The sequence below is a fragment of the Streptomyces sp. NBC_01268 genome, assembly GCF_036240795.1.
Classification (GTDB): domain Bacteria; phylum Actinomycetota; class Actinomycetes; order Streptomycetales; family Streptomycetaceae; genus Streptomyces.
The window spans coordinates 1965376-1989865 of the sequence record NZ_CP108454.1 but is presented as its reverse complement, the minus strand read 5'-3'; the positions used below and the strand labels follow the sequence as shown (position 1 = coordinate 1989865).

Below are 24490 nucleotides of genomic sequence, written 5' to 3'. Positions count from 1 at the left end.
ATGCCCAGACCATTCTGTAGGGATCCGACAGTGACATCAGTACGCCACTGTCAGGGCCCGATTCTCCGTATCGAGGAACGGACCGATAGGTTTTCGGCATACCAGACCGCTATCGAAAGGGTGATCCGTTGAGCCGCTCGGTTCTCGTCACCGGAGGAAACCGGGGCATCGGCCTCGCCATCGCCCACGCGTTCGCCGAGGCAGGCGACAAGGTCGCGATCACGTACCGCTCCGGCGACCCCGCGGAGCTGGAGAAGGCCGGCTTCCTCGCCGTCCGCTGCGACATCACGGACACCGAGCAGGTGGACCAGGCGTACAAGGAGATCGAGGAGAAGCACGGTCCGGTCGAGGTCCTGGTGGCCAACGCCGGCGTGACGAAGGACCAGCTCCTCATGCGCATGTCCGAGGAGGACTTCACGTCCGTCCTCGACACCAACCTCACCGGCACCTTCCGGGTCGTGAAGCGTGCCAACCGCGGCATGCTGCGCGCCAAGAAGGGCCGCGTCGTGCTGATCTCCTCGGTCGTCGGCCTGCTCGGCTCGGCGGGTCAGGCGAACTACGCCGCCTCGAAGGCCGGCCTGGTCGGTTTCGCGCGTTCCCTCGCCCGGGAACTGGGGTCGCGCAACCTCACCTTCAACGTCGTCGCGCCCGGTTTCGTCGACACCGACATGACCGCCGTCCTCACCGACGAGCAGCGCGCCGGCATCGTGTCCCAGGTACCGCTGGGCCGTTACGCGCAGCCCGAGGAGATCGCCGCCGCGGTGAAGTTCCTCGCCTCGGACGACGCCTCGTACATCACTGGAGCCGTCATCCCGGTTGACGGCGGATTGGGCATGGGTCACTGATCACATGAGCGGAATTCTCGAGGGCAAGCGCATCCTGATCACCGGTGTGCTGATGGAGTCCTCCATCGCCTTCCACGCCGCGAAGCTGGCCCAGGAGCAGGGTGCGGAGATCATCCTCACCGCCTGGCCCCGGCCCACGCTGACCGAGCGCATCGCCAAGAAGCTGCCCAAGCCCGAGAACGTGAAGGTCCTGGAGCTCGACGTCTCCAACGACGAGCACCTCGCGCGCCTGGAGGGCCAGGTCCGCGAGCACCTGGGCGACCGCATCGACGGTGTCGTGCACTCCATCGGCTTCGCCCCGCAGGACGCGCTCGGCGGCAACTTCCTCAACACGCCGTTCGAGTCGGTCTCGACCGCCATGCACGTCTCGGCCTTCTCGCTGAAGTCCCTGACGATGGCGCTGCTCCCGCTGCTGAGCGAGGGCGGCTCGGTCGTCGGCCTCACCTTCGACGCCAAGTTCGCCTGGCCGCAGTACGACTGGATGGGTCCGGCCAAGGCCGCCCTGGAGGCCACCAGCCGCTACATGGCGCGTGACCTGGGCAAGCAGAACATCCGCTGCAACCTGGTCTCGGCCGGTCCGCTCGGCTCGATGGCCGCGAAGTCCATCCCGGGCTTCGGCGAGCTGGCCAGCGTCTGGGACTCCCGCTCCCCGCTGGAGTGGGACCTGTCCGACCCGGAGCCGGCCGGCCGCGCCATCGTCGCGCTGCTCTCCGACTGGTTCCCGAAGACGACCGGCGAGATCGTCCACGTGGACGGCGGCCTGCACGCGATCGGCGCCTGACGCCTCCCGCAGTGCTCCGAAGGGGCCGGACGACCGCCGGAAGGCGGGCGTCCGGCCCCTTCGCGTTTCCGCAACCCGGGCCCGAGTCGAAAAGTCCGGCGAATCACCGCAGACTGGTCGAAGCGTGACGTTCAGAGCGTGACATTCCGGCTACTGACAGGCTGCTGACGGGCCACGGACGGGGAGGAGGTACGCACATGCGCGCGCTGTACTCCCGGGCCCCCTCCCTCGTCTCGGCCGCCGCGCTCCTCGCGGCCTTGGCCGGTCTCGCCGTCGCCGCCGAGGTGCGGGCGGCCCCCGCCCCCGCCGAGGACGCGCCCCGCTCCGCCCCCGCGGCCGAGCCGGACGAGAACGTCGGCGCCTCCTGCCGCACGGTCGTCGAGGGGTCCACGGCCACCGCCCACTGCCAGAACCCCTATCCCCGCACCGACCGCATCCGCCTCCACGTCGAGTGCGACCGCTGGTGGGACGTGGACAGCGACAGCGCCCCGGTCGAGGTCGGCCCCGCCGACTACGCCCGGGTGACCGGCCGGTGCTGGAAGGAGATCCGCTCGGCGTGGATCACCCACGAACCTGCGGCTCCGGGCTCCTGAGGCAGAGGAACGGGTAGCTCGCCGCCTCCGCCGCCGCCCGCTCGGCGTCGCCCTCGCGCACCGCCTCGACCAGGCGCGCGTGGTCCATGTGGTTCTCCGGCCGCAGCTCCCGGCCGACGTCGCCGCGCAGCCACTCGCGCAGCACGTGCCCGAGGTCGGCGTAGAGCTCGGTCAGCACCTCGTTGTGCGAGGCGACCACCATCGCGTGGTGGAAGGCCGCGTCGACCGTCACGAACTCGTCCGCGTCGCCCGACTCCCAGGCCTCCTCGCGCCGCGCGAGGAGCGCGTCCAGCTGCTTCAGGTCCCGGTCCGTGCGCCGCTGCGCGGCCAGCCGGGCCGCCGAGGACTCCAGCGTCGAGCGCAGCTCCGCGATGTCCCGCGGATCGGAGCCGGCGAACCTGCGGTGCATGACCCCGGCCAGCTCGCTGGTCGCGACGACATACGTGCCCGAGCCCTGCCGGATGTCCAGCAGCCCGTTGTGCGCGAGGGCGCGCACCGCCTCGCGGACGGTGTTGCGGGCCACGCCGAGCTGTTCGACGAGCTCCGGCTCGGTCGGGATCCGGGTGCCGACCGGCCACTCGCCCGAGGTGATCTGGTTCCGCAGCTGGGTGATCACCTGATCGGAGAGCCCGGCACGCCGGGGATGGCCGAGCGCCATGGGATGCACCTTCCGTCTTGGGGGAGTGGGTCGGTTCTGCGATGACTGGTTCGAGATTGGACAACCAATCATCCCATGATTCTATGATGGCCCCATGCCTGACGAGTCGCAGACCCTCGCCCCCACCGCCGAGGCCGCCCCCACCGAGGCCCGCCCCCGCGCGGGCACCGCCGATCCCGCCGCACCCGCCGGCCCCGCCCGCTGGGTCGCCGGACTCGTCGCCGTCGGACTCGTCCTCGCGGCGGTCAACCTGCGCCCCGCCATCACCAGCCTCGGCGCCCTCCTCGAAGAGGTCCGCGACGGGCTCCACATGAGCGGCAGCGTCGCCGGCGTCCTCACCTCCGTACCGCCGCTCTGCTTCGCCGTCTTCGGCATCGCCGCCCCGCGCCTCGCCCGCCGCTTCGGCCCCGCGGCCGTGGTCTGCGCCGGCATGGCCGCGATCTTCGCCGGACTGCTGCTGCGCCCCTTCGCCGGCGGCACCCCGGCCTTCCTCGCCGCCAGCGCCCTCGCCCTCATGGGCATCGCGCTCAGCAACGTCCTGATGCCGGTCATCGTCAAGAAGTACTTCCCCGACCGCGTCGGCAGCATGACCGGTCTCTACTCCATGGCCCTCGCCCTCGGCACCTCCCTGGCCGCCGCGGCGACCGTGCCCATGACCGGGGCGATGGGCGGCAGTTGGCGCCTCGGCCTCGGCGTCTGGGCGGGCCTCGCGGCCCTCGCCGTGCTGCCCTGGCTCCCGCTGCTGCGCGACCGCTCCATGACCGCGCCCGGCGGGCCGGCCGTAGCGCCGTCCGCCGCCGAACCCGCTGCCGCGCCCCGGGTCACCCGCAGCCGCACCGCCTGGGCCCTCGGCGTCTTCTTCGGACTCCAGGCGACCGGCGCGTACATCACCATGGGCTGGATGCCGCAGATCTTCCGCGACGCAGGCGTCCCCGCCTCCACCGCGGGTGTGCTGCTCGCCGTCACGATGGTCATGGGCGTTCCGCTCGCCTTCGTCATACCCCGGCTCGCGACCCGGATGAAGAACCAGGGCCCGATCGTCGTCGCCCTCGGCCTGTGCGGCCTCACCGGCTACACCGGACTCGCCCTCGCCCCGGCCGGCGGCGCCTGGCTGTGGGCCCTGCTCCTCGGCGTCTCCAACTGCGCCTTCCCGCTCGCCCTCACCATGATCGGGATGCGCTCGCGGACCGGCGCCGGCGTCGTGAAGCTGTCCGCCTTCGCGCAGAGCGTCGGCTACCTCATCTCCATCCCCGGCCCGCTCCTCGTCGGCATCCTCTACCAGCACAGCGGCGGCTGGGGGCTGCCCATCGCGCTCATGGCCGGCCTGATGATCCCGCAGATGGTCGTGGGCAGCCTCGCCGGCCGGGACCGGACCGTCGAGGACGAATGCTGAGATGCGAGACTGATCCCATGCCTGTACTCGAACCGAACCCCCAGAACGGCCAGAAGAAGTTCCTCATCGTGCTCGGCGCGATGCTGGGCATCACCGCCGTCATCGCCGTGATCGCCTCCCTCGCCTCGCCCTGACCGGGCCCGGCGGGGAGCCGGGGTGGGGTTAACCCCCGCATCCCCTAGGGGGCGAGTGTCAGGGTCGAGTGGGTGGGTCACCTGATGGGCCACGAGCCCCGCGCTCCGTAGGTTGGAGACATCGCGGAGAACGGCTCCGCGCAGTGACTCCCAGCAACGGAGGCGGCCATGTCGGCGCAGACCCACAGCAGCGGCCGGAGGGACCTCGCCCGCGCGTCGGCCGGTGTCGACACCCGGTTGCCCTGGTGGGCGCTCGCCCTGCCGGTGCTCGCCTTCGTCGCCCTCTTCCTCCTCATCACGGGACCGGAGCAGGCGCAGGCCGTGAGCGGCGACATCACCGTCGGACGGCTCCTGGAACAGCTCCAGCAGACGCTGTCCCTCTGAGGCGTGCTCCCCGGCGCTCTCCGAGTCAACACGGCCTGATTCGTGCAAAGCTGTGGAGCATGAGCGTCGACACACCCCGCAGGATCGTGCTGCTCCGACACGCCAAGGCCGACTGGCCGCAGACCTCCGACCACGAGCGCCCGCTCGCCGAGCGCGGGCGTCAGGACGCCCCCGTCGCGGGCCGCCGGCTGGCCGAATCCGGGATCCCCCTCGACCTGGCCCTGTGCTCGACCGCGACCAGGACCCGCGAGACCTGGAAGCTGGCCGTCCCCGAGCTCCCCGAGCGCCCGAAGACGGTGTACGAGGAGCGGTTGTACGAGGCCTCCCTCGGCGAGCTCATCGCCGTCGTCAACGAGACCCCCGACACGGTGAACGGCCTCCTGCTCATCGGCCACAACCCCGGGATGCACGCCCTCGCCGACGCCCTGACCGGACAGGCCGAGGGCGACACCCTCGCCCGGATGACCCGCAGCGGCTTCCCCACCGCCGCCTTCGCCGTCGTGACCTTCACCGGCTCCTGGAAGTCCGTCGAGCACGGCGTGGGCACCCTGGCCGACTTCTGGACGCCGCACGCCTGAGCGGTCCCGGGCCCGCCCGTACGCGAGCCGTACGGGCCCTGCCCGAGTCCGTACGCGAAGGGGCCCGGGCGTCGGTGGACGGCCGGGCCCCTTCACGTACGCGTACCGCTCAGTGCAGCAGGTCCTCCGCGCCGCCGTCCGCGACCTCGACCTCCTCGCGGGTGATCCCGAGCAGGTAGAGCACCGTGTCCAGGAACGGCACGTTGACCGCCGTGTCCGCCGCCCGGCGCACCACGGGCTTGGCGTTGAACGCCACCCCCAGACCGGCCGCGTTCAGCATGTCCAGGTCGTTGGCGCCGTCGCCGATCGCGACCGTCTGCGCCAGCGGCACCCCGGCCTCCTCGGCGAAGCGGCGCAGCAGCCGTGCCTTGCCCGCCCGGTCGACGATCTCGCCGGTCACCCGGCCGGTCAGCCGGCCGTCCTTGATCTCCAGGGTGTTGGCCTGGGCGAAGTCGAGCCCCAGCTTCTCCTTGAGGTCGTCGGTGACCTGGGTGAAGCCGCCGGACACCACACCCACCTGGTAGCCGAGCCGCTTGAGGGTGCGGATCAGGGTGCGCGCCCCGGGCGTCAGCCGCACCTCGGAGCGGACCTTGTCCACCACCGACGCGTCCAGCCCGGCCAGCAGCTCCACCCGCGCGTGCAGCGACTGCTCGAAGTCCAGCTCGCCGCGCATCGCCGCCGCCGTCACCTCGGCGACCTCGTCCTCGCAGCCCGCGTGGGCCGCGAACAGCTCGATGACCTCGTCCTGGATGAGGGTCGAGTCGACGTCCATGACGACGAGCCGCTGGGCCCGCCGGTGCAGTCCGGCCGAGACCACGGCCACGTCCACGCCGACCGAGTGGGCCTCGGTGGCCAGCGCGGTCCGCAGTGGCTCCGTCTCACAACCCGAGACGGCGAACTCCACCGCCGTCACCGGGTACTTGGCCAGCCGGAAGATGCGGTCGATGTTGCCGCCGGTCCCCGCGATCCTGGCCGCTATGGCGGCCGTCTGCTCCGCGGTCAGCGGGTGCCCCAGCACGGTGACGTGGGAGCGTCCCTCGCCGCGCGGCCGGTTGTCGCCGGTGCCCGAGATGATCTCGGCCTGGAGCTTCATGGACTCGGCCCAGCTGTGCACGGTGGCGCGCAGCTCGCCCTGGGAGGCGACGGTCGGCTCGGTGACGAGCGCGCACAGGACGAGCCGGCCGCGGGAGACGACCTGCTCGATGTCCACGACGTCGACGGAGTAGGCGGCGAGAGTGTCGAAGAGTCCGGCGGTGATCCCGGGACGGTCCTTCCCGAAGATCTTGACGAGAAGCGTGGGCACGTCCGAGGCCGGGACGTCCGGGGCGGGAACGTCCGGGGCGGGAACGTCTGAGGTCTGCGATGCGCTCATGGTGCTTCCACCGTATCGGGCACCCGGTGCCACCCGATCCCCCGTCCCGCCTGCCGGACACCGGCGTGGCCCCGGGCTTGCCGCGGAGGCGTCGTCGTGCGGGTTGCGCAAGCTCTTCACGCGGCCCGACTTTCGGATACGGCCCGGGGCCTGAAATAGTTCCCCCGGATGTTCATCATCCCTGGGCTCCCGACGACGGGGGTACCGCGGGGGACAAGTAGTGGGGCATGGAGTGCCAGAACTCGTACTGGAATTGAATGGAAGGACCTGGACCCTCGATCCGGCCAGGTCGTACACCCTCGGCCGCGATCCCCAGGGCGACCTGGTCATCGACGACGCCAGGGTCTCGTGGCGGCACGCCACCATCAGCTGGGGCGGCCGGAGTTGGGTCATCGAGGACCACGGCTCCACCAACGGCACGTTCGTACAGGGCCAGCGGGTCCACCAGGTGGAGATCGGCCCCGGCTCGGCCGTCCACCTCGGCAACGCCACCGACGGCCCGCGGCTGAATCTCGCCGCCGTCGGCGCGCCGGCCCAGCAGCAGCCCGCCGCACCGGCCCAGCAGGCCGCGGCCCCGCACGCGCAGCCCGCGCACCAGGCGCACGCCGCCGGGCAGCAGCAGGCCGCCGCGCAGGCGGACTGGGCCACGCACCAGGCCCCGCCGCAGCAGCAGGGCTGGCAGCAGCAGCCGCAGCAGCAGGCACCGCAGGCGGTCCCGCACCAGCAGGCGCCCCAGGCCCAGCAGCCGCCGCAGGTCCCGCACCAGCAGGCCGCCCCGCAGGGCGCGTACCCGGTCCACGGCGACCGCAGCCCCACCACCTTCCACCAGCTCGACCTCGGCCACGTCATGCACATCGGCCGTGGGCTGGAGAACGAGCTGGTCGTCTCCGACCTCCAGGTCTCGCGCCGGCACGCCAAGTTCCACGCGACGCCCGACGGGCGCTTCGAGATCAGCGACCTCGGCTCGCACAACGGCACGTACGTCAACGGTCAGCCGATCACCAAGGGCGGCACCGCCCTCATCGGCCCCAACGACATCGTCGGCGTCGGCCACTCGACCTTCCGGATCGTCGGCAACCAGCTCGAGGAGTTCGTCGACACCGGCGAGGTCTCCTTCTCGGCCCGCCACCTCACGGTGACGGTCGAGGGCGGCAAGCAGATCCTCAAGGACGTCACCTTCGGCGTCCCCGAGAAGTCGCTCATCGGCGTCATCGGCCCCTCCGGCTCCGGAAAGTCGACGCTCCTCAAGGCGCTCACCGGCTACCGGCCCGCCGACCAGGGTGACGTCCTCTACGACAACCGCAGCCTCTACAAGCAGTTCGCCGAGCTGCGCCAGCGCATCGGTCTGGTCCCGCAGGACGACATCCTGCACAAGGAGCTGACCGTCCAGAAGGCGCTCCGCTACGCGGCCAAGCTGCGCTTCCCCGGCGACACCGCCGAGGCCGAGCGCGAGGCCCGCATCGGCGAGGTGCTGCGCGAGCTCAAGCTGGACATCCACAAGGAGAAGAAGGTCACCTCCCTCTCCGGCGGCCAGCGCAAGCGCGTCTCGGTCGCCCTGGAGCTGCTGACCAAGCCCTCGCTGATCTTCCTGGACGAGCCGACCTCCGGCCTCGACCCGGGCATGGACCGCGACGTCATGCAGCTGCTGCGCGGCCTCGCCGACGACGGCCGCACGGTCCTCGTCGTCACCCACTCGGTGGCCGAGCTGGGCCTGTGCGACAAGCTGCTCGTGATGGCGCCCGGCGGCTCGGTGGCCTACTTCGGCCCGCCGGAGGAGGCGCTGAACTTCTTCGGCTACTCCACCTGGGCCGACGTCTTCTCCGCCTTCGAGAACTACCGCGACTACGACTGGGCGGGCCGCTGGAAGGGCTCGCAGCACTACCAGATGTACGCGGCCGAGATCGACGCCGTCGCGGCCCAGCCGGTCCAGCTGCCGCAGCAGGCCCAGCAGGCGCTGGCCCGCCCGCCCAAGCCGCAGGGCTGGGGCTCCCAGCTGTGGACCCTGATCCGCCGCTACGTGTCGGTGATCGCCTCCGACCGGGGCTTCCTGGCCCTGATGGTGATCCTGCCGGCCGTGCTCGGCGCGGTCTCGGTGGTCATCCCGGCCGACTTCGGCCTGGGCCGGCCCGTCGCGCCCTCCCGCTTCAACGGCGACGCCGGCACGATCATGCTGATCCTCGCGGTCGGCATGTGCTTCTCGGGCGCCGCCAACTCCGTACGAGAACTGATCAAGGAACGGGTCATCTACGAGCGGGAGCGCGCCACCGGCCTGTCCCGCTCCGCGTACCTGATGTCCAAGGTCATCGTCCTCGGCGTGATCACCGCCTTCCAGGGCGTGATCATCTGCGGCATCGGCTTCTCCACCCGCGAGCTGCCGGAGGAGGGCCTGTTCATGCCGCCGGCGGTCGAGCTGTGCGTGCAGGTCATCGCGCTCGGCCTGACCTCGATGATGGTCGGCCTGGTCATCTCGGCCCTGGTGAAGACCGCCGAGAAGACCATGCCGCTGCTCGTCATGTTCGCGATCATCCAGGTCGTGTTCACCGGCATCCTCTTCCAGGTGTACGGCTCGCCCGGCCTGGAGCAGTTCGCCTGGCTGATGCCGTCCCGCTGGGGCATCGCCGGCGCCGGCACCACGCTCGACCTGGCGCACCTGATGCCGCCGTGGGACCACAAGAACCCGGACAACCTCGACGGCCTGTGGGAGCACACGGTCGCGCAGTGGAGCCTGGACCTCGGCATCCAGCTGCTCATGGCCGCGCTCTGCTGCGTGCTCGTCGCGCGGCTGCTGCGCCGCCACGAGCCCGAGGTCATGCGCAAGTAACGGCCGCGAGGCCACGCCCGAAGGGCGGCACCCCGTGCGGGGTGCCGCCCTTCGGCATGTGCTGCGGCTGCGGGGAGCCTCAGTACGCGCTGTTGACGTTGTCGATCGAGCCGTAGCGGTCGGCCGCGTAGTTGCAGGCGGCGACGATGTTGGCGACCGGGTCGTACTGGTCGAACTTGGTGCCGGGGATGTGGTACGCCTTGAAGGTCGGGTAGATGACCTGCAGCAGACCCTTGGACGGCACGCCGTTGATGGCGTTGATGTCCCAGTTGTTGATCGCGAACGGGTTGCCGCTGGACTCGCGCATCACGTTCTTGTGGATGCCGTTGTAGGTACCCGGAATGTCGTGCTTGTCCATGATGAAGAGCGCCTCGCGGATCCAGCCGTCGAGGTTGTTCGCGAAGACCGGCTTGCGGACGGCGGCGCGGCTCGCGGCCGCCTTCGCCTCGGCGCGCTTCTTCGCGTCGGCCTTCGCCTTGGCGGCGGCCTTGGCGGCGGCGTCGGCCTTCGCCTTGGCGGCTGCCTTGGCCTTGGCCGCGGCGTCCGCCTTCGCCTTGGCGGCGGCGTCCTGCTTGGCCTTCAGCTCGATCGTGGACTGCTGCGAGTCGAGGCTCGCGGCCAGCGCCTTCGCCTGCGGGCTGTTCGCGTTGTACGACCAGGCGACCTGCTGCGTGTGGGCGAGGGCCTGGGGCTCGGTCTCGGTGGCACCACCGTGGCCGGGGGCGAGGGAGAAGCCGAGGGCTGCGGCGCTCAGAGCGGCGACGCCGGCGATCGTGGCCTTGTGGGTCTTCTTCAGACCACGACTGTGGCCAGGGGTCTTCGCAGACATACGGCACTACCTCTTCGAATAGCAGGGGGTCGCTCAGGCCGGGGCGGCGCTGCGCCTGCTCGGCGGCGACGGACGCAATTCTTAGCGGCAGCAAAATCCCGTGGCAAAGGTGTGACGTACGATCCGCGGTAGTGGATCAGGGGGTCCGGAGGGGCGCCCCCGAACCGGTCGGAGACCAGTCCAGGCGGCGCTGATCTGTCCTTTACGTGTCCACTAGGGTGATTCGTAAGTGACGTGGGTCCTATGCGCGGGCTCACATCGGGCACGTAACAAGCTCACCAGGCGTTGCTTCAGCAATGCGCACGGTGAGGCTCCTCCTCCGGGAGGATGAGGTGGACGTCCCCGAACTCGTGCCAGAGGTAGTGCTCGTGGACCGCCTCGGCGTACGCGCGGCGCAGCGCGGGCCGCCCGGCCACCGCCTCCAGCATCAGCAGGTGCGAGGCCTCCGGCTCGTGCAGCCCGGTCAGCAGCCCGTCCACCACCCGCACCCCCCGCTCCGGCGTCACGACGAGCCCGGTCCACCCCGCCGCGGCCCGCACGACGGCGCCACCGGCCTCCGGGACCGCCGCCGACTCCAGCGCCCGCACCGTCGTCGTCCCCACCGCGATCACCCGCCCGCCGGCCGCCCGCGCCGCGTTCACCAGGCGCGCCGTCGGGGCCGGCACCTCGAAGCGCTCCGGATACGGGGGCTCGTGCGCCTCCGACGACGCCACCCCCGTGTGCAGCACCACCGGGGCGAACCGCACGCCCCGGCTCACCAGCTCCGCGACCAGCCGCGCCGTGAACGGCCGCCCCGCGCTCGGCATCTCCGCCGAACCCCCGCCGTCGGGCGACGGCACCGCGAACACCGTCTGGTACGCGGCCACCGGCTGGTCCCGCTCCGTGTACCCGTAACGGATCGGCCGCCCGTACCGCGCGAGCAGCCCCGGCACCTCGACGTTCGACCGCGCCCACCACAGCCGCACCGCGCCCGGCGCCAGCGGCTCCTCGAGCACCAGCCGCGCCCCGCCCGGCAGCCGCACCACCGCGCCCCGCGGCCCGCCCGGCCGCGGCCGCGTCGTGCCCGCCCCGTCCGGGGCGCGGAGCTCCACCGCCCACCGCCGGGCGTCGCCCCGCGTGGAGAAGTGGACGACCACCGGCTCGCCGCCCGGCTCCGCCCCCAGCCGCCCGTCCACCGCCGCCGCCAGCGTCGCCGAGGTGTTCACCACCAGCACGTCCCCGGCCCGCAGCAACCGCGGCAGCTCCCGGAACGCCCGGTGCGCCACCTCCGTCCCCCTCGACACGAGCAGCCGCACGTCGTCCCGGCCCCGCCCCACCCCACGCTGCTCCGCCGGCACCCGCGCCGACAGCGCCTGGGGCACGTCCTGGAAGCCGACGGTGGTTCCGGGTCCTGCGGTCGCGCGTGCGCCGTCGGTCGGGCCTGCGTCTGCGGTCGCGCGTTCGCCGAGGGCCGCTCCGGGCCCCGCGGGCTCCCTGCGGCATCCGGCCTCCCCGGGGGCTGTGGCCGTCCCTGGGCCCGTGCCGGTCCCAAGCCCCGCGGTGTGCCCGAAGCCCGCGGAGTGCCCGGAGTGCCCGGAGTGCCCGGAGTCCCCGAAGCCCGCGGCGTCCCCGTGGCATCCGGCCGCGCCGAGGCCGCCCGCCGTCCCGTGCCCTCCGCCGTCCGGTTCCACGGTCACCTGTCCACCCCCACCAGCTCCGCCGCCGCGTACCGCCCGCTCGCCGGGCGGTGCTCCACCAGGGCCAGGAAACCCGGCACCACCGACTCCGGCGCCGGCCGCGGATCCGTGTCGTCCGGGACCGCCGCCGCGTACAGGTCCGTCGCCATGTCGCCCGGATCCACCGCCCACACCCGCAGCCCCGGCTCCTCCACCGCCAGCACCGCCGCCAACTGGTCGAGCGCCGCCTTCGACGCCCCGTACCCGCCCCACGTTCCGTACGGCTCCGCCGCCGCGTCCGAGCTCACCACGACCACCGCCCCCGCCCCGCTCTCCCGCAGCAGCGGCAGTCCCTCCTGTACGAGCCCCAGCGCGGCCACCGCGTTCGTCTCGAACGCGGCCCGCAGCCCGTCCAGCGGCAGCGCGTCCAGGGGCACCAGCGGCTCCGCGCCGAGCACGCTCGCGTTGCTCACCAGCAGGTCCAGCCCGCCGAGCCGCCGCGCCGCCGCCACCAGCTCCGCGCGGTGCGCCGCGTCCGTGACGTCCCCCGGCACCGCCACCACCCGCGTGCCGTGCGCCCGGACCGCCGCCGCGCTCTCCTCCAGTACCGCCGCCGTACGGGCGTCCAGCACCAGGTCCCAGCCGCGCGCGGCGAGCCCCGCCGCCAGCGCCCGGCCCAGCCCCTTCGACGCCCCCGTGACGATCGCGACACCCATGACCGACCCCTCTTCTCCTCACGTGCGCGTGCACGCGCGTACGAACCGATGGGATCCAGCCTCGTGACCCGCCCCGCCCGCCGCCTCGTCCCCGGGCCCCGACCGCCCAGGGCACTTCGACCTAGTCCCCGGGTCCCGGCCGACCGCCGTCCCCGGACGGATACGGACCGTCACACCCCGCCGGTACGGTGAACACATGAGTCACCGACCGAGCTCCGGGCTGGCCGCCGTGAGCAGCGCCCTGCTGGCGATGAACCGCCAGATGGAGGTCCGCGACGTCCTCAAGACGATCGTCGCCTCCGCCCGCGAGCTGCTCGACGCCGAGTACGCGGCGCTCGGCGTCCCCGACGACCACGGCGGCTTCGCCCAGTTCGTCGTCGACGGCGTCAGCGAGGAGCAGTGGCGGGCCATCGGCCCGCTGCCCCGCCAGCACGGCATCCTCGCCGCGATGCTCCACAAGGCGGAGCCCGAGCGGCTCGCCGACGTCCGCGAGGACCCCCGCTTCGAGGGCTGGCCCGAGGCCCACCCGGACATGTCCGACTTCCTCGGCCTCCCGGTCCGCGACGGCGACGAGATCATCGCGGCCCTCTTCCTCGCCAACAAGCGCTGCCCCAAGCCGGCCGGGAGCTGCGGCTTCACCGCCGAGGACGAGGAGCTCCTCACCCTCCTCGCGCAGCACGCGGCCATCGCCCTGACCAACGCCCGGCTGTACGAGCGCAGCCGCGAGCTCACCATCGCGGAGGAGCGCTCCCGCCTGGCCCACGAGCTGCACGACGCCGTCAGCCAGAAGCTGTTCTCCCTGCGCCTCACCGCCCAGGCCGCCGCCGCGCTCGTCGACCGCGACCCGGCCCGGGCCAAGGACGAGCTCCAGCAGGTCGCCGCGCTCGCCGCCGAGGCGGCCGACGAGCTGCGCGCCGCCGTCGTCGAGCTGCGGCCCGCCGCCCTGGACGAGGACGGCCTGGTGCACACCCTGCGCACCCAGATCCAGGTCCTCGACCGGGCCCACACCGCCCGCGTCACCTTCGACAGCTCCGGCGTCCGCGCGCTGCCCGCCGCCCAGGAGGAGGCCGTGCTGCGGGTCGCGCAGGAGGCGCTGCACAACGCGCTGCGCCACTCCGGCGCGGCCCTCGTCACCGTCTCCCTCACCCGCAGCGGCCAGGGGGCACGGCTCGCCGTCACCGACGACGGCCAGGGCTTCGAGCCGCGCACCGTCCGCCGCGCGGGCCGCCACCTGGGCCTGGTCTCCATGCGGGACCGGTCCGCGGGAGTGGGCGGCACACTGACCGTGACATCGGCCCCGGGGCGGGGCACCACGATCGAGATGGAGGTCCCCGGTGGCTGAGGAGAAGAGGAAGGCGATCCGCGTCCTGCTGGTCGACGACCACCAGGTCGTCCGCAGGGGCCTGCGCACCTTCCTGGAGGTCCAGGAGGACATAGAGGTCGTGGGGGAGGCGTCCGACGGCGCCGAGGGCGTGGCCGCCGCCGAGCAGCTGCGGCCCGACGTCGTCCTCATGGACGTCAAGATGCCCGGCACCGACGGCATCGAGGCGCTGCGCCGGCTGCGCGAGCTGGCCAACCCGGCGCGCGTCCTGATCGTCACCAGCTTCACCGAACAGCGCACGGTCGTCCCCGCGCTGCGGGCCGGCGCGAGCGGATACGTCTACAAGGACATCGACCCCGACGCGCTCGCCGGCGCCATCCGTTCCGTCCACGCCGGCCACGTCCTGCTCCAGGCCGAGGTCGCCGGCGCCCTGCTCAGCCAGGAGGACCACGGCCAGGGCGGCGGCACGGGCCGCGGCTCCACCCTGACCGAGCGGGAGAAGGAGGTCCTCGGCCTGATCGCCGACGGACGCTCCAACCGGGAGATCGCCCGGGCACTCGTCCTCTCCGAGAAGACGGTCAAGACCCACGTCTCGAACATCCTCATGAAGCTGGACCTCGCCGACCGCACCCAGGCCGCGCTCTGGGCGGTACGCCACGGCCTGACCTCGTAGGTCCCCTATGCCCCCCACGCCTCCCGGGGCACACCCGTTCCCCTAGTCATACCGTCGTGTGTATGTCCCCCGTTCGGCGCAACCGAGCGGGGCCGGGGGCGTTCTCCATGGCGTGCTGCGGCGGACCGGCCGCAGCGATGACCAGGAGGATCCTGAAGTGAACAACCTCAAGAAGGCCGCTGCCCTCACCATGGTCGCCGGTGGCCTCGTCGCCGCCGGTGCCGGTGTCGCCTCCGCGAACGCGGACGCCCAGGGCCAGGCCCTCCACTCCCCGGGTGTCGCCTCCGGCAACCTGGTGCAGGTCCCGGTCCACGTTCCCGTGAACGTCTCCGGCAACACGATCAACGTGATCGGCCTGCTCAACCCGGCCTTCGGCAACGGCGCCGTCAACCACTGACGCCCTCCCCGAACCCCCGGCCCCCGGACCCCGTCCGGGGGCCGACGCCGTTCCACGGCCGGCCCTCCCGAGCCCCGACCGACGACTAGACCCCCCGCTCCCGTTCCCTCTCCTCCACGTACGCGTTGTACGCCGCGACCTGCGCCCGTCGCGCCACCCGCTCCACCGGCCGCAGCGCCGCCCCCCGCGCCGCCATCTCCGCCGCGCTCACCGCGCCGCCGTGGCCGTGGTCGTACGCCAGGTCCACGAGGAGGCCGATGCGCTGGGCCAGTTCGAGGACGCGGACCGCGCGGGGCGGGTAGCCGGGGGCCAGGACCTCGCGGCCGGCCTCCGCGCGGGCGCGGTAGGCGTCGCGGGCCGCGTCGGCGGTCGGGCCCGAGGCGGCCACGTCGAGGCGGGTCAGGACCGTCGTCGCCTCCCGGAGGGCCTCCGCGAGCTCCCGCTCCGCCTCGCCCAGGGACGGCACGTCCGCCGGCGGAGCCTCCCGTACCGCGAGGCAGCGCCAGACGACCTCCACGTGCACGTCGCCCGCGGGCCCCGCCTCCGAGACCTCGGGCACCAGACCGTACGGCGCGCCGAAGCCGACCACGGCCTCCTCCGCCTCCAACGCCCGCGCGTTGAAGTCCGGCGGTCCGCTCAGCCCCAGCGGATGCCCCGGCGCGGGCAGCGCCACCCGCCACCCGGTCACCCCGAGCCGCCGCAGCCGCCCGAGCGCCAGCGTCAGGCCGACCGGCCCCGCCTCGCCCGGCAGCCCCTCCACGCGGTGCACCGCGTCCTCCCCGACAATGGCGAGCGCCGCGTCGTCCGGCGACACCGCCCCGGCCAGCAGGGCATTGCCCCAAGCGGCCAGACGTCCTGAGCGTGGTTCCGAAAGCATGCCCCCCAGCCTAGGGACTCGCGGGCGGCCCCACGGCGCAAAGCAAGCCCTAAGGACCGGCCCGGCCCGCCGGTGGCGTAGGTTTTCCCTGGACGCCGCGCCCACAGGCGCAAGGCGACGACAAAGATTCGACCGCAAGGGGAGACAACGCGCTCATGAGCGATGTACTGGAGCTGGTGGACGTATCCGTGGTCCGCGACGGACGGGCTCTGGTGGACGAGGTCTCCTGGTCGGTCAAGGAGGGCGAGCGCTGGGTCATCCTCGGCCCCAACGGCGCCGGCAAGACCACCCTGCTCAACGTCGCCTCCAGCTACCTCTACCCCACCAAGGGCACGGCCACCATCCTCGGCGAGCGCCTCGGGGGTGTCGACGTCTTCGACCTCCGCCCCCGCATCGGCATGGCCGGCATCGCCATGGCGGAGAAGCTCCCCAAGCGACAGACCGTCCTGCAGACCGTCCTCACCGCCGCGTACGGCATGACGGCGACCTGGCACGAGGACTACGACCCGGTCGACGAGGAGCGCGCCAAGGCCTTCCTCGACCGCCTCGGCATGACCGACTACCTGGACCGGAAGTTCGGCACCCTCTCCGAGGGCGAGCGCAAGCGCACCCTGATCGCCCGCGCGATGATGACCGACCCGGAGCTCCTCCTCCTCGACGAGCCCGCCGCCGGCCTGGACCTCGGCGGCCGCGAGGACCTGGTCCGCCGCCTCGGCCGCCTCGCCCGCGACCCGTACGCCCCCTCGATGATCATGGTGACGCACCACGTCGAGGAGATCCCGCCCGGCTTCACCCACGTCCTGATGATCCGTCAGGGCAAGGTCCTCGCCGCGGGCCCCATGGAGACCGAGCTGACCTCCCGCAACCTCTCCCGCTGCTTCGGCCTCCCGCTCGTCGTCGAGCACGTCGGCGACCGCTACACCGCGCAGGGCCTGCCCCTCAAGTAGCCGGCCGGGGCCTGGCGACCGCACAGCGCCACGCCCCCACCGCGCCCTGTCCGGGAAGCCCCACCCCGCCCTACCATGACCTGGTGGACATCGACGCATGGGTCTGGTGGCTGATCGGCGCGGTGGGGCTCGGCATTCCCCTGGTCCTGACCGCGATGCCCGAGTTCGGCATGCTGTCCGTCGGCGCGGTCGCCGGGGCGGTGACCGCGGCCCTCGGCTTCGGCGTCGTCGCGCAGGTGATCGCCTTCGCCGCCGTCTCCGTCTCCCTCATCGCGGTGGTCCGCCCCATAGCGGCCCGCCACCGCGACGGCCGCCCCCGACTCGCCACCGGCATCGACGCGCTGAAGGGCCGTCAGGCCCTGGTCCTGGAACGGGTGGACTCCGCCGGCGGCCGCATCAAGCTCAACGGCGAGGTCTGGTCCGCCCGCACGCTCGACACCGGCCAGAGCTTCGAACCGGGCGAACAGGTCGACGTCGTCGACATCGACGGGGCGACCGCCGTGGTCATGTGACCCCGGGCGACCTCGACGCGGCCTCATGTGACCGAACCTCGCCCATGACGCCCCGCGGTCTGGGAAACTCGATCATCATCTCGTAGTCAACCGGCAACCCGCAGCGAAGGGCACAGGGAACACGATGTCAGCAGTCATCATCGTCCTGATCATTCTGGTGGTGCTTGTCTTCATCGCCCTGATCAAGACCATCCAGGTCATCCCCCAGGCGAGCGCCGCGATCGTGGAGCGCTTCGGCCGCTACACCCGCACGCTCAACGCCGGACTCAACATCGTCGTCCCGTTCATCGACCGCATCCGCAACCGCATCGACCTCCGCGAGCAGGTCGTGCCGTTCCCGCCGCAGCCGGTGATCACCCAGGACAACCTGGTCGTCAACATCGACACCGTCATCTACTACCAGGTGACGGACGCCCGCGCCGCGACCTACGAAGTCGCCAGCTACATCCAGGCCATCGAGCAGCTCACCGTCACGACCCTCCGCAACATCATCGGCGGCATGGACCTGGAGCGCACCCTCACCTCCCGCGAGGAGATCAACGCGGCCCTGCGCGGCGTCCTCGACGAGGCCACCGGCAAGTGGGGCATCCGCGTCAACCGCGTCGAGCTCAAGGCGATCGAGCCGCCCACCTCCATCCAGGACTCGATGGAGAAGCAGATGCGCGCCGACCGCGACAAGCGCGCCGCGATCCTCACCGCCGAAGGCATCCGCCAGTCCCAGATCCTCACCGCCGAGGGCGAGAAGCAGTCGGCGATCCTGCGCGCCGAGGGCGAGTCCAAGGCCGCCGCGCTCCGCGCCGAGGGCGAGGCCCAGGCCGTCCGTACGGTCTTCGAGGCCATCCACGCCGGTGACCCCGACCAGAAGCTGCTCTCCTACCAGTACCTCCAGATGCTCCCGAAGATCGCCGAGGGCGACGCCAACAAGCTCTGGATCGTGCCCAGCGAGATCGGCGACGCCCTCAAGGGCCTCTCCGGCGCCTTCGGCAACGTCGCACCCGGTGCCCCCGGCTTCGACACCAAGACCCCGGCGCCCAGGGACGGTTCGGAGCGTCGCGAAGAACCCCGGGTTGACTGACACGTACACGTAACTCTCGTGCATGATCAGTGCGAGCCCCTCGACCCCGGACCGACACACCGGGGCGGGGAGGCGACTCACTGATCCTGTAAGGAGATGGCGTTGTCCATCTGGGAAGCACTGGCAGTCTTCGGCGCCGGCACGGCCGCCGGCGCCATCAACACCGTCGTCGGATCGGGAACGCTGATCACGTTCCCCGTCCTCCTCGCCACCGGCCTGCCGCCGATCACCGCGAACGTCTCCAACACCCTCGGCCTCGTCTCCGGCTCCATCAGCGGCGCCATCGGCTACCGCAGCGAACTCAAGGGACAGAAGAAGCGCGTCCTCCGCCTCGGCGGCACCGCCCTCGTCGGCGGTCTCGTCGGCGCGATCCTCCTCCTCTCGCTGCCCTCCGACGCCTTCGACGCGATCGTCCCCGTCCTCATCGGCATCGCGCTCCTCCTCGTCCTCCTGCAGCCCCGCATCGCCGCCGCCGTCCAGCGCCGCCGCGAGGCCACCGGCACCGAGGCCCACCCCGACGGCGGCCCCGCCCTCCTCGCCGGGCTCTTCCTCGCCAGCGTCTACGGGGGCTACTTCGGCGCCGCGCAAGGCGTCCTCTACCTGTCGCTCATGGGCCTGCTGATCCACGACACACTGCAGCGCATCAACGCCGTCAAGAACATCCTCGGCGCCGTCGTCAACGGCGTCGCCGCCGTCTTCTTCCTCTTCGTCGCCGACTTCGACTGGACCGCCGTCCTGCTCATCGCCGTCGGCTCCACCATCGGCGGCCAGATCGGCGCCAAGGTCGGCAAGCGCCTCTCACCCGCCGTCCTGCGCGGAGTGATCATCGCCGTCGGCGTCGTCGCCATCCTCCAGCTCACCCTGAGATGACGGCGGGGCCCGCCCCCCGACCGGGGGCGGGCCCACACGACACACAAGGGGATACGCAGAAGGCCTAAGCGGCCTGGTCCGTCAGCCAGTCCGGAAGCTCCGACCGCTCACCGGCCCGCATCGCGAGCAGCATCGCGTCCGCCGGCGTCGGCACGAACGGCTGGTGCAGCAGCGGCATCCCCGCCTGCTCCGGCGTCCGGTCCGCCTTGCGGTGGTTGTCCTCCGCGCACGAGGCCACCGTGTTCAGCCAGTGATCGCCACCGCCCTGCGCACGCGGCACGACGTGGTCCACCGTCGTCGCCCGCCGCCCGCAGTACGCGCACCGGTGCTGGTCCCGCACCAGCACACCCCGCCTCGACCACGGAGCCTGTCTTCGGAAGGGCACCCGGACGTAGCGGCAGAGCCTGATCACCCGTGGCACCGGCATGTCCAGGGCGGCCGCCCGCATGCGCAGGCCCGGGTGTTCCTGCTCCACGACGGCCTTGTCCTGCAGGACAAGCACCACCGCACGGTTGAGTGTGACCGTAGAAAGCGGCTCGAAGCTCGCGTTCAGAACCAGCGTGTCCCGCATTGTGCCCACCTCCCGTGTGCCGGCCCAGCCCCCCTTGTGGGCTCCGGGCTTGGATCAACTCTGGCCGGGCACGCCGGGTAGGACAACGCAATATCCGCGAAAAGAAAGATGCCCGCTTCTGATCTCTCCAAGACCAGAAGCGGGCAAACAACGAACGAATGCTCAGCTCTCCGCGGGACCCGTGTACGAGCCGATCAGCTGCGCCCGCCCCAGCGTGTGGAAGCGCAGGTGGAAGCCGACCGCGGCCGGCGACGCGTCCGCGTCGGGCCCCAGCTTCTCCGTGTCCACCGCGTACACCGTGAACACATAGCGGTGGTTCTCCCCGGCCGGCGGCGCCGCCCCGCCGAAGTCCCTCGACCCGTAGTCGTTACGCGCCTGCACGGCACCCGCCGGCAGCCCCGTGAACGCACCCGAACCGGCACCGGCCGGCAGCTCCGTCACCGACACCGGGAGGTCGAACAGCACCCAGTGCCAGAAACCGCTGCCCGTCGGCGCGTCCGGGTCGAAGCACGTCACCGCGAAGCTCTTCGTCCCCGCGGGGAAGCCCTCCCAGCTCAGCTGCGGCGAGGTGTTCCCCGCCGCGTACACCTGAGCGTCCTTCAGCACCCCGCCCGGCACGACGTCGTCGCTCACCACGGTGAACTCCGGCACCGGCGGATGGAAGTCATGGGGGAGCGGCGCCCTCTTGCCCTCGGCCACGTCTGGAACCTCCGTATCGCTGGCCACTCTGAACACGTCCTGTGCGGCCGAGCCTAGAGCCAGTTGCGACGCCCGCCGACCTCGGCGAGCCACTGGTTCAGGTATGCCGCCCAGTCGGTGGTGTGGAAGTCGTGCAGCCCCACCGTGAAGGACCGGAACGAGTCGCTGCCCTCGGTGAACAGACCCGGCTTCTTGTCCATCTCCAGGACGACGTCCATCTCCCGGTCGTCCGCGACGAAGCTGACCTCGACCTGGTTCAGCCCGCGGTACTGCTGCGGCGCGAAGAACTCGATCTCCTGGTAGAACGGCAGCCGCTGCCGCGTCCCGCGGATGTGCCCGCGCTCCATGTCCGCGCTCTTGAAGCGGAAACCCAGCTGGATGAACGCGTCGAGGATCGCCTGCTGTGCCGGCAGCGGGTGCACGTTGATCGGGTCCAGGTCCCCGGAGTCCACCGCGCGGGCGATCTCCAGCTCGGTCGTCACCCCGATGTTCATGCCGCGCAGCTGCTGCCCCGCGATGGCGGTGACCGGCGTCTCCCACGGGATCTCCAGGCCGAACGGCACCACGTGCACCGCCCCGGCCTGCACCTCGAAGGCCCCGCCGAGCCGCACCTTCACGAACTCGATGTCCTGCTTGTGCTCCTGCTCGCCGCCCTCGACCTCGACCCGCGCCTGCAGGCCGACGGACAGTCCCTCGATCTGCTGGGCCACGGAACCGCCCTGGATCCGCACCTCACCCTGGACGACGCCACCCGGGACGACGTTCTCCTCGGTGAGCACCGTCTCCACCGACGCCCCGCCCGCACCCAGGCTCGCGAGCAGCTTCTTGAACCCCATCAACGACTCCTTATGTGTCCTGCGCTGTCCTGACCCCTACATACGCGTGACGACCGTAGCCGGTTCCCCACTACGCTCGGACGGCATGAGCGAGAGCCCCGACCGTACGCCGCTCACGCGGGCCTTCTTCGACCGCCCCGTTCTGGAGGTGGCCCCCGATCTCCTGGGCCGCACCCTCGTACGGAACGCCCCGGACGGCCGCATCGAGCTCCGCCTCACCGAGGTGGAGGCGTACGCCGGCGCGATCGACCCCGGCTCGCACGCCTTCCGGGGCCGTACCGCCCGCAACGCCGTCATGTTCGGCCCGCCCGGACACGCGTACGTCTACTTCACCTACGGCATGTGGCACTGCCTGAACCTGGTGTGCGGCCCGGAAGGGCACGCGAGCGGGGTACTGCTCCGAGCGGGCGAAATCCTGAGCGGTACGGAACAGGCCAGGAAGCGTCGCCTCTCGGCCCGGTACGACTCCGAGCTCGCCAAGGGCCCGGCCCGCCTGGCCACCGCCCTCGACGTCGCCCTCTCCCTCAACGGCACCGACACCTGCGGCGGCCCGGACGCCCCGATCTCCCTGCTCACGGGCGCACCCGCACCGCCCGACCGGATCCGCACCGGCCCCCGCACGGGAGTGGGCGGCGACGGCGCCCCGCACCCCTGGCGCTTCTGGATCGACGGCGACCACACGGTCAGCCCCTACCGGGCGCACGCGCCGCGGAAGCGTCGCCTTGACTCGGGCGCAACAGGTGCGTAATGTGGCCCGAGCCGCTTGAGACGGGCAGTGCTTACTCAAGCCTCCCGAGAGCGGCCATCCACTCCTTACGAAGAATCCCAACGGGGCTTATTTCGGCATGCCGGAATTCGTTTCGAAAGGCTCGATTATGAGTCTCCTGGGAAATCGGCTAACGTAGTGGACACGCCGGAAGGCCCCGAGAAAACAAATCGGGACCGGAAAGCACCGAGGAAATCGGATCGGAAAGATCTGATAGAGTCGGAAACGTAAGAACGAAGGAAGCGCCCGGAGGAAAGCCCGAGAGGGTCAGTACAAAGGAAGCGTCCGCACCTTGAGAACTCAACAGCGTGCCAAAAATCAACGCCAGATTAGTTGATACCCCGTCCATCTTCGGATGGTCGAGGTTCCTTTGAAAAAGTCCACCCCACGGGGTGGCACACAGCGAGGACGCTGTGAACAGTCGGCCACATTCCGGCATGACTGTTCCGCTCAACGCGAGTGTAACGCCGGCTGTATTAATTTACTGGCCGAGCAAACATTCACGGAGAGTTTGATCCTGGCTCAGGACGAACGCTGGCGGCGTGCTTAACACATGCAAGTCGAACGATGAAGCCCTTCGGGGTGGATTAGTGGCGAACGGGTGAGTAACACGTGGGCAATCTGCCCTTCACTCTGGGACAAGCCCTGGAAACGGGGTCTAATACCGGATAACACCGGCCTCTGCATGGGGGCTGGTTAAAAGCTCCGGCGGTGAAGGATGAGCCCGCGGCCTATCAGCTTGTTGGTGAGGTAACGGCTCACCAAGGCGACGACGGGTAGCCGGCCTGAGAGGGCGACCGGCCACACTGGGACTGAGACACGGCCCAGACTCCTACGGGAGGCAGCAGTGGGGAATATTGCACAATGGGCGAAAGCCTGATGCAGCGACGCCGCGTGAGGGATGACGGCCTTCGGGTTGTAAACCTCTTTCAGCAGGGAAGAAGCGAAAGTGACGGTACCTGCAGAAGAAGCGCCGGCTAACTACGTGCCAGCAGCCGCGGTAATACGTAGGGCGCAAGCGTTGTCCGGAATTATTGGGCGTAAAGAGCTCGTAGGCGGCTTGTCACGTCGGGTGTGAAAGCCCGGGGCTTAACCCCGGGTCTGCATCCGATACGGGCAGGCTAGAGTGTGGTAGGGGAGATCGGAATTCCTGGTGTAGCGGTGAAATGCGCAGATATCAGGAGGAACACCGGTGGCGAAGGCGGATCTCTGGGCCATTACTGACGCTGAGGAGCGAAAGCGTGGGGAGCGAACAGGATTAGATACCCTGGTAGTCCACGCCGTAAACGTTGGGAACTAGGTGTTGGCGACATTCCACGTCGTCGGTGCCGCAGCTAACGCATTAAGTTCCCCGCCTGGGGAGTACGGCCGCAAGGCTAAAACTCAAAGGAATTGACGGGGGCCCGCACAAGCAGCGGAGCATGTGGCTTAATTCGACGCAACGCGAAGAACCTTACCAAGGCTTGACATATACCGGAAAGCATTAGAGATAGTGCCCCCCTTGTGGTCGGTATACAGGTGGTGCATGGCTGTCGTCAGCTCGTGTCGTGAGATGTTGGGTTAAGTCCCGCAACGAGCGCAACCCTTGTCCTGTGTTGCCAGCATGCCCTTCGGGGTGATGGGGACTCACAGGAGACCGCCGGGGTCAACTCGGAGGAAGGTGGGGACGACGTCAAGTCATCATGCCCCTTATGTCTTGGGCTGCACACGTGCTACAATGGCCGGTACAAAGAGCTGCGATGCCGCGAGGCGGAGCGAATCTCAAAAAGCCGGTCTCAGTTCGGATTGGGGTCTGCAACTCGACCCCATGAAGTCGGAGTTGCTAGTAATCGCAGATCAGCATTGCTGCGGTGAATACGTTCCCGGGCCTTGTACACACCGCCCGTCACGTCACGAAAGTCGGTAACACCCGAAGCCGGTGGCCCAACCCCTTGTGGGAGGGAGCTGTCGAAGGTGGGACTGGCGATTGGGACGAAGTCGTAACAAGGTAGCCGTACCGGAAGGTGCGGCTGGATCACCTCCTTTCTAAGGAGCACAGTACCGATTGCAGGCAAACGTTCTGCACGGTCAGCTCATGGGTGGAACGTTGATTAGTTGGCGCGATTCTTCAGAGTCTCCTGTTAGTACTGCTTCGGCGTGGAACACGGGAAGGACCGAGAGGGTCGCGCTTGGCACGTTGTTGGGTAT

25 protein-coding genes and 1 rRNA gene are annotated in these 24490 nt (G+C 70.7%); 17 read left to right on the top strand and 9 right to left on the bottom strand.

The genetic code is table 11. The features are described 5' to 3' along the window. Positions 1-128 precede the first annotated feature (128 nt). The 3 genes from fabG to OG309_RS08610 all read left to right on the top strand — a co-directional run bounded on the left by fabG (position 129) and on the right by OG309_RS08610 (position 2219). Complete coding sequence (gene fabG, locus OG309_RS08620; RefSeq protein ID WP_329419481.1) at positions 129-845, top strand: 3-oxoacyl-[acyl-carrier-protein] reductase; 717 nt, start codon at positions 129-131, stop codon at positions 843-845. Between the two features lie 4 nt (positions 846-849). After that, entirely contained in the window at positions 850-1626 is a 777-nt protein-coding gene (gene fabI / locus OG309_RS08615) for an enoyl-ACP reductase FabI (protein ID WP_329419480.1), read from the top strand. A gap of 197 nt (positions 1627-1823) precedes the next feature. Then, a complete protein-coding gene (locus OG309_RS08610) occupies positions 1824-2219 on the top strand; it encodes a hypothetical protein (RefSeq protein WP_329419478.1) in 396 nt (131 codons plus the stop codon). On the opposite strand, the gene OG309_RS08605 is transcribed toward OG309_RS08610, so the two are convergent. Then, the gene (locus OG309_RS08605) at positions 2188-2877 is read right to left on the bottom strand and encodes a FadR/GntR family transcriptional regulator (protein WP_329419477.1); all 690 of its coding nucleotides are present in this window, start codon (positions 2875-2877) and stop codon (positions 2188-2190) included. The two genes, OG309_RS08610 and OG309_RS08605, sit on opposite strands and share 32 nt — an antisense overlap. Positions 2878-2971: 94 nt before the next feature. On the opposite strand from OG309_RS08605, the gene OG309_RS08600 reads away from it, so the two are divergent. From OG309_RS08600 to OG309_RS08585, 4 genes are all read left to right on the top strand, one after another. Next, the gene (locus tag OG309_RS08600) at positions 2972-4270 is read left to right on the top strand and encodes a CynX/NimT family MFS transporter (RefSeq protein ID WP_329419475.1); all 1299 of its coding nucleotides are present in this window, start codon (positions 2972-2974) and stop codon (positions 4268-4270) included. Positions 4271-4287: 17 nt separating this feature from the next. Further along, the gene (locus tag OG309_RS08595; RefSeq protein WP_329419473.1) at positions 4288-4404 is read left to right on the top strand and encodes an SGM_5486 family transporter-associated protein; all 117 of its coding nucleotides are present in this window, start codon (positions 4288-4290) and stop codon (positions 4402-4404) included. A gap of 168 nt (positions 4405-4572) precedes the next feature. Further along, positions 4573-4788, top strand: a complete 216-nt coding sequence (locus OG309_RS08590; RefSeq protein ID WP_329419472.1) for a hypothetical protein — start codon at positions 4573-4575, stop codon at positions 4786-4788. A gap of 59 nt (positions 4789-4847) precedes the next feature. Then, positions 4848-5366: a SixA phosphatase family protein gene (locus OG309_RS08585; protein ID WP_329419470.1), complete on the top strand. Its 519-nt coding sequence runs from the start codon at positions 4848-4850 to the stop codon at positions 5364-5366. 109 nt (positions 5367-5475) lie between these two features. Here the strand turns inward: OG309_RS08585 and serB are convergent, their stop codons facing one another. Further along, positions 5476-6738 (bottom strand): phosphoserine phosphatase SerB, encoded by a 1263-nt coding sequence (gene serB / locus OG309_RS08580; protein WP_329419468.1) that lies wholly within the window; start codon positions 6736-6738, stop codon positions 5476-5478. A gap of 220 nt (positions 6739-6958) precedes the next feature. Here serB and OG309_RS08575 point away from each other — a divergent pair, with 220 nt between their 5' ends. After that, positions 6959-9559, top strand: a complete 2601-nt coding sequence (locus tag OG309_RS08575; RefSeq protein WP_329419466.1) for an ABC transporter ATP-binding protein/permease — start codon at positions 6959-6961, stop codon at positions 9557-9559. Between the two features lie 79 nt (positions 9560-9638). Here the strand turns inward: OG309_RS08575 and OG309_RS08570 are convergent, their stop codons facing one another. The 3 genes from OG309_RS08570 to OG309_RS08560 all read right to left on the bottom strand — a co-directional run bounded on the left by OG309_RS08570 (position 9639) and on the right by OG309_RS08560 (position 12759). Next, positions 9639-10388: a transglycosylase SLT domain-containing protein gene (locus OG309_RS08570; RefSeq protein WP_329419465.1), complete on the bottom strand. Its 750-nt coding sequence runs from the start codon at positions 10386-10388 to the stop codon at positions 9639-9641. Positions 10389-10678: 290 nt separating this feature from the next. Beyond that, positions 10679-11749, bottom strand: coding sequence for an S-adenosylmethionine:tRNA ribosyltransferase-isomerase (locus OG309_RS08565; protein WP_329419464.1), 1071 nt, complete (start codon positions 11747-11749; stop codon positions 10679-10681). A 311-nt stretch (positions 11750-12060) separates the two neighbouring features. Next, positions 12061-12759 (bottom strand): SDR family NAD(P)-dependent oxidoreductase, encoded by a 699-nt coding sequence (locus OG309_RS08560; RefSeq protein WP_329419462.1) that lies wholly within the window; start codon positions 12757-12759, stop codon positions 12061-12063. A 196-nt stretch (positions 12760-12955) separates the two neighbouring features. Between OG309_RS08560 and OG309_RS08555 the strand changes: the two genes are divergently transcribed. The 3 genes from OG309_RS08555 (at position 12956) to OG309_RS08545 (ending at position 15150) form a co-directional block, all read left to right on the top strand. After that, the gene (locus OG309_RS08555) at positions 12956-14101 is read left to right on the top strand and encodes a GAF domain-containing sensor histidine kinase (protein WP_329419460.1); all 1146 of its coding nucleotides are present in this window, start codon (positions 12956-12958) and stop codon (positions 14099-14101) included. After that, positions 14094-14753, top strand: coding sequence for a response regulator transcription factor (locus tag OG309_RS08550; protein ID WP_329419458.1), 660 nt, complete (start codon positions 14094-14096; stop codon positions 14751-14753). Before OG309_RS08555 ends, OG309_RS08550 begins: the two co-directional genes overlap by 8 nt. Positions 14754-14910: 157 nt before the next feature. Continuing rightward, the gene (locus OG309_RS08545) at positions 14911-15150 is read left to right on the top strand and encodes a chaplin (RefSeq protein WP_329419457.1); all 240 of its coding nucleotides are present in this window, start codon (positions 14911-14913) and stop codon (positions 15148-15150) included. 85 nt (positions 15151-15235) lie between these two features. On the opposite strand, the gene OG309_RS08540 is transcribed toward OG309_RS08545, so the two are convergent. After that, entirely contained in the window at positions 15236-16027 is a 792-nt protein-coding gene (locus OG309_RS08540; protein ID WP_329419456.1) for a hypothetical protein, read from the bottom strand. A 155-nt stretch (positions 16028-16182) separates the two neighbouring features. On the opposite strand from OG309_RS08540, the gene OG309_RS08535 reads away from it, so the two are divergent. The 4 genes from OG309_RS08535 (at position 16183) to OG309_RS08520 (ending at position 19431) form a co-directional block, all read left to right on the top strand. After that, entirely contained in the window at positions 16183-16974 is a 792-nt protein-coding gene (locus OG309_RS08535; RefSeq protein ID WP_329419454.1) for an ABC transporter ATP-binding protein, read from the top strand. Positions 16975-17057: 83 nt separating this feature from the next. Next, complete coding sequence (locus tag OG309_RS08530; protein WP_329419453.1) at positions 17058-17486, top strand: NfeD family protein; 429 nt, start codon at positions 17058-17060, stop codon at positions 17484-17486. Positions 17487-17610: 124 nt separating this feature from the next. Further along, positions 17611-18561, top strand: a complete 951-nt coding sequence (locus OG309_RS08525; protein WP_329419452.1) for an SPFH domain-containing protein — start codon at positions 17611-17613, stop codon at positions 18559-18561. 96 nt (positions 18562-18657) lie between these two features. Continuing rightward, entirely contained in the window at positions 18658-19431 is a 774-nt protein-coding gene (locus OG309_RS08520) for a sulfite exporter TauE/SafE family protein (protein ID WP_329419451.1), read from the top strand. A gap of 64 nt (positions 19432-19495) precedes the next feature. On the opposite strand, the gene OG309_RS08515 is transcribed toward OG309_RS08520, so the two are convergent. The 3 genes from OG309_RS08515 to OG309_RS08505 all read right to left on the bottom strand — a co-directional run bounded on the left by OG309_RS08515 (position 19496) and on the right by OG309_RS08505 (position 21537). Further along, the gene (locus OG309_RS08515; protein ID WP_329419449.1) at positions 19496-20002 is read right to left on the bottom strand and encodes an HNH endonuclease; all 507 of its coding nucleotides are present in this window, start codon (positions 20000-20002) and stop codon (positions 19496-19498) included. Positions 20003-20164: 162 nt separating this feature from the next. Continuing rightward, a complete protein-coding gene (locus tag OG309_RS08510) occupies positions 20165-20701 on the bottom strand; it encodes a YbhB/YbcL family Raf kinase inhibitor-like protein (RefSeq protein WP_329419448.1) in 537 nt (178 codons plus the stop codon). Between the two features lie 53 nt (positions 20702-20754). Further along, positions 20755-21537, bottom strand: coding sequence for a sporulation protein (locus OG309_RS08505; protein WP_329419446.1), 783 nt, complete (start codon positions 21535-21537; stop codon positions 20755-20757). Positions 21538-21622: 85 nt separating this feature from the next. Here OG309_RS08505 and OG309_RS08500 point away from each other — a divergent pair, with 85 nt between their 5' ends. Both OG309_RS08500 and OG309_RS08495 read left to right on the top strand, forming a co-directional pair. Continuing rightward, entirely contained in the window at positions 21623-22285 is a 663-nt protein-coding gene (locus OG309_RS08500) for a DNA-3-methyladenine glycosylase (RefSeq protein ID WP_329419445.1), read from the top strand. A 517-nt stretch (positions 22286-22802) separates the two neighbouring features. Next, positions 22803-24328, top strand: a 16S ribosomal RNA gene (locus tag OG309_RS08495). Positions 24329-24490: the final 162 nt, after the last annotated feature.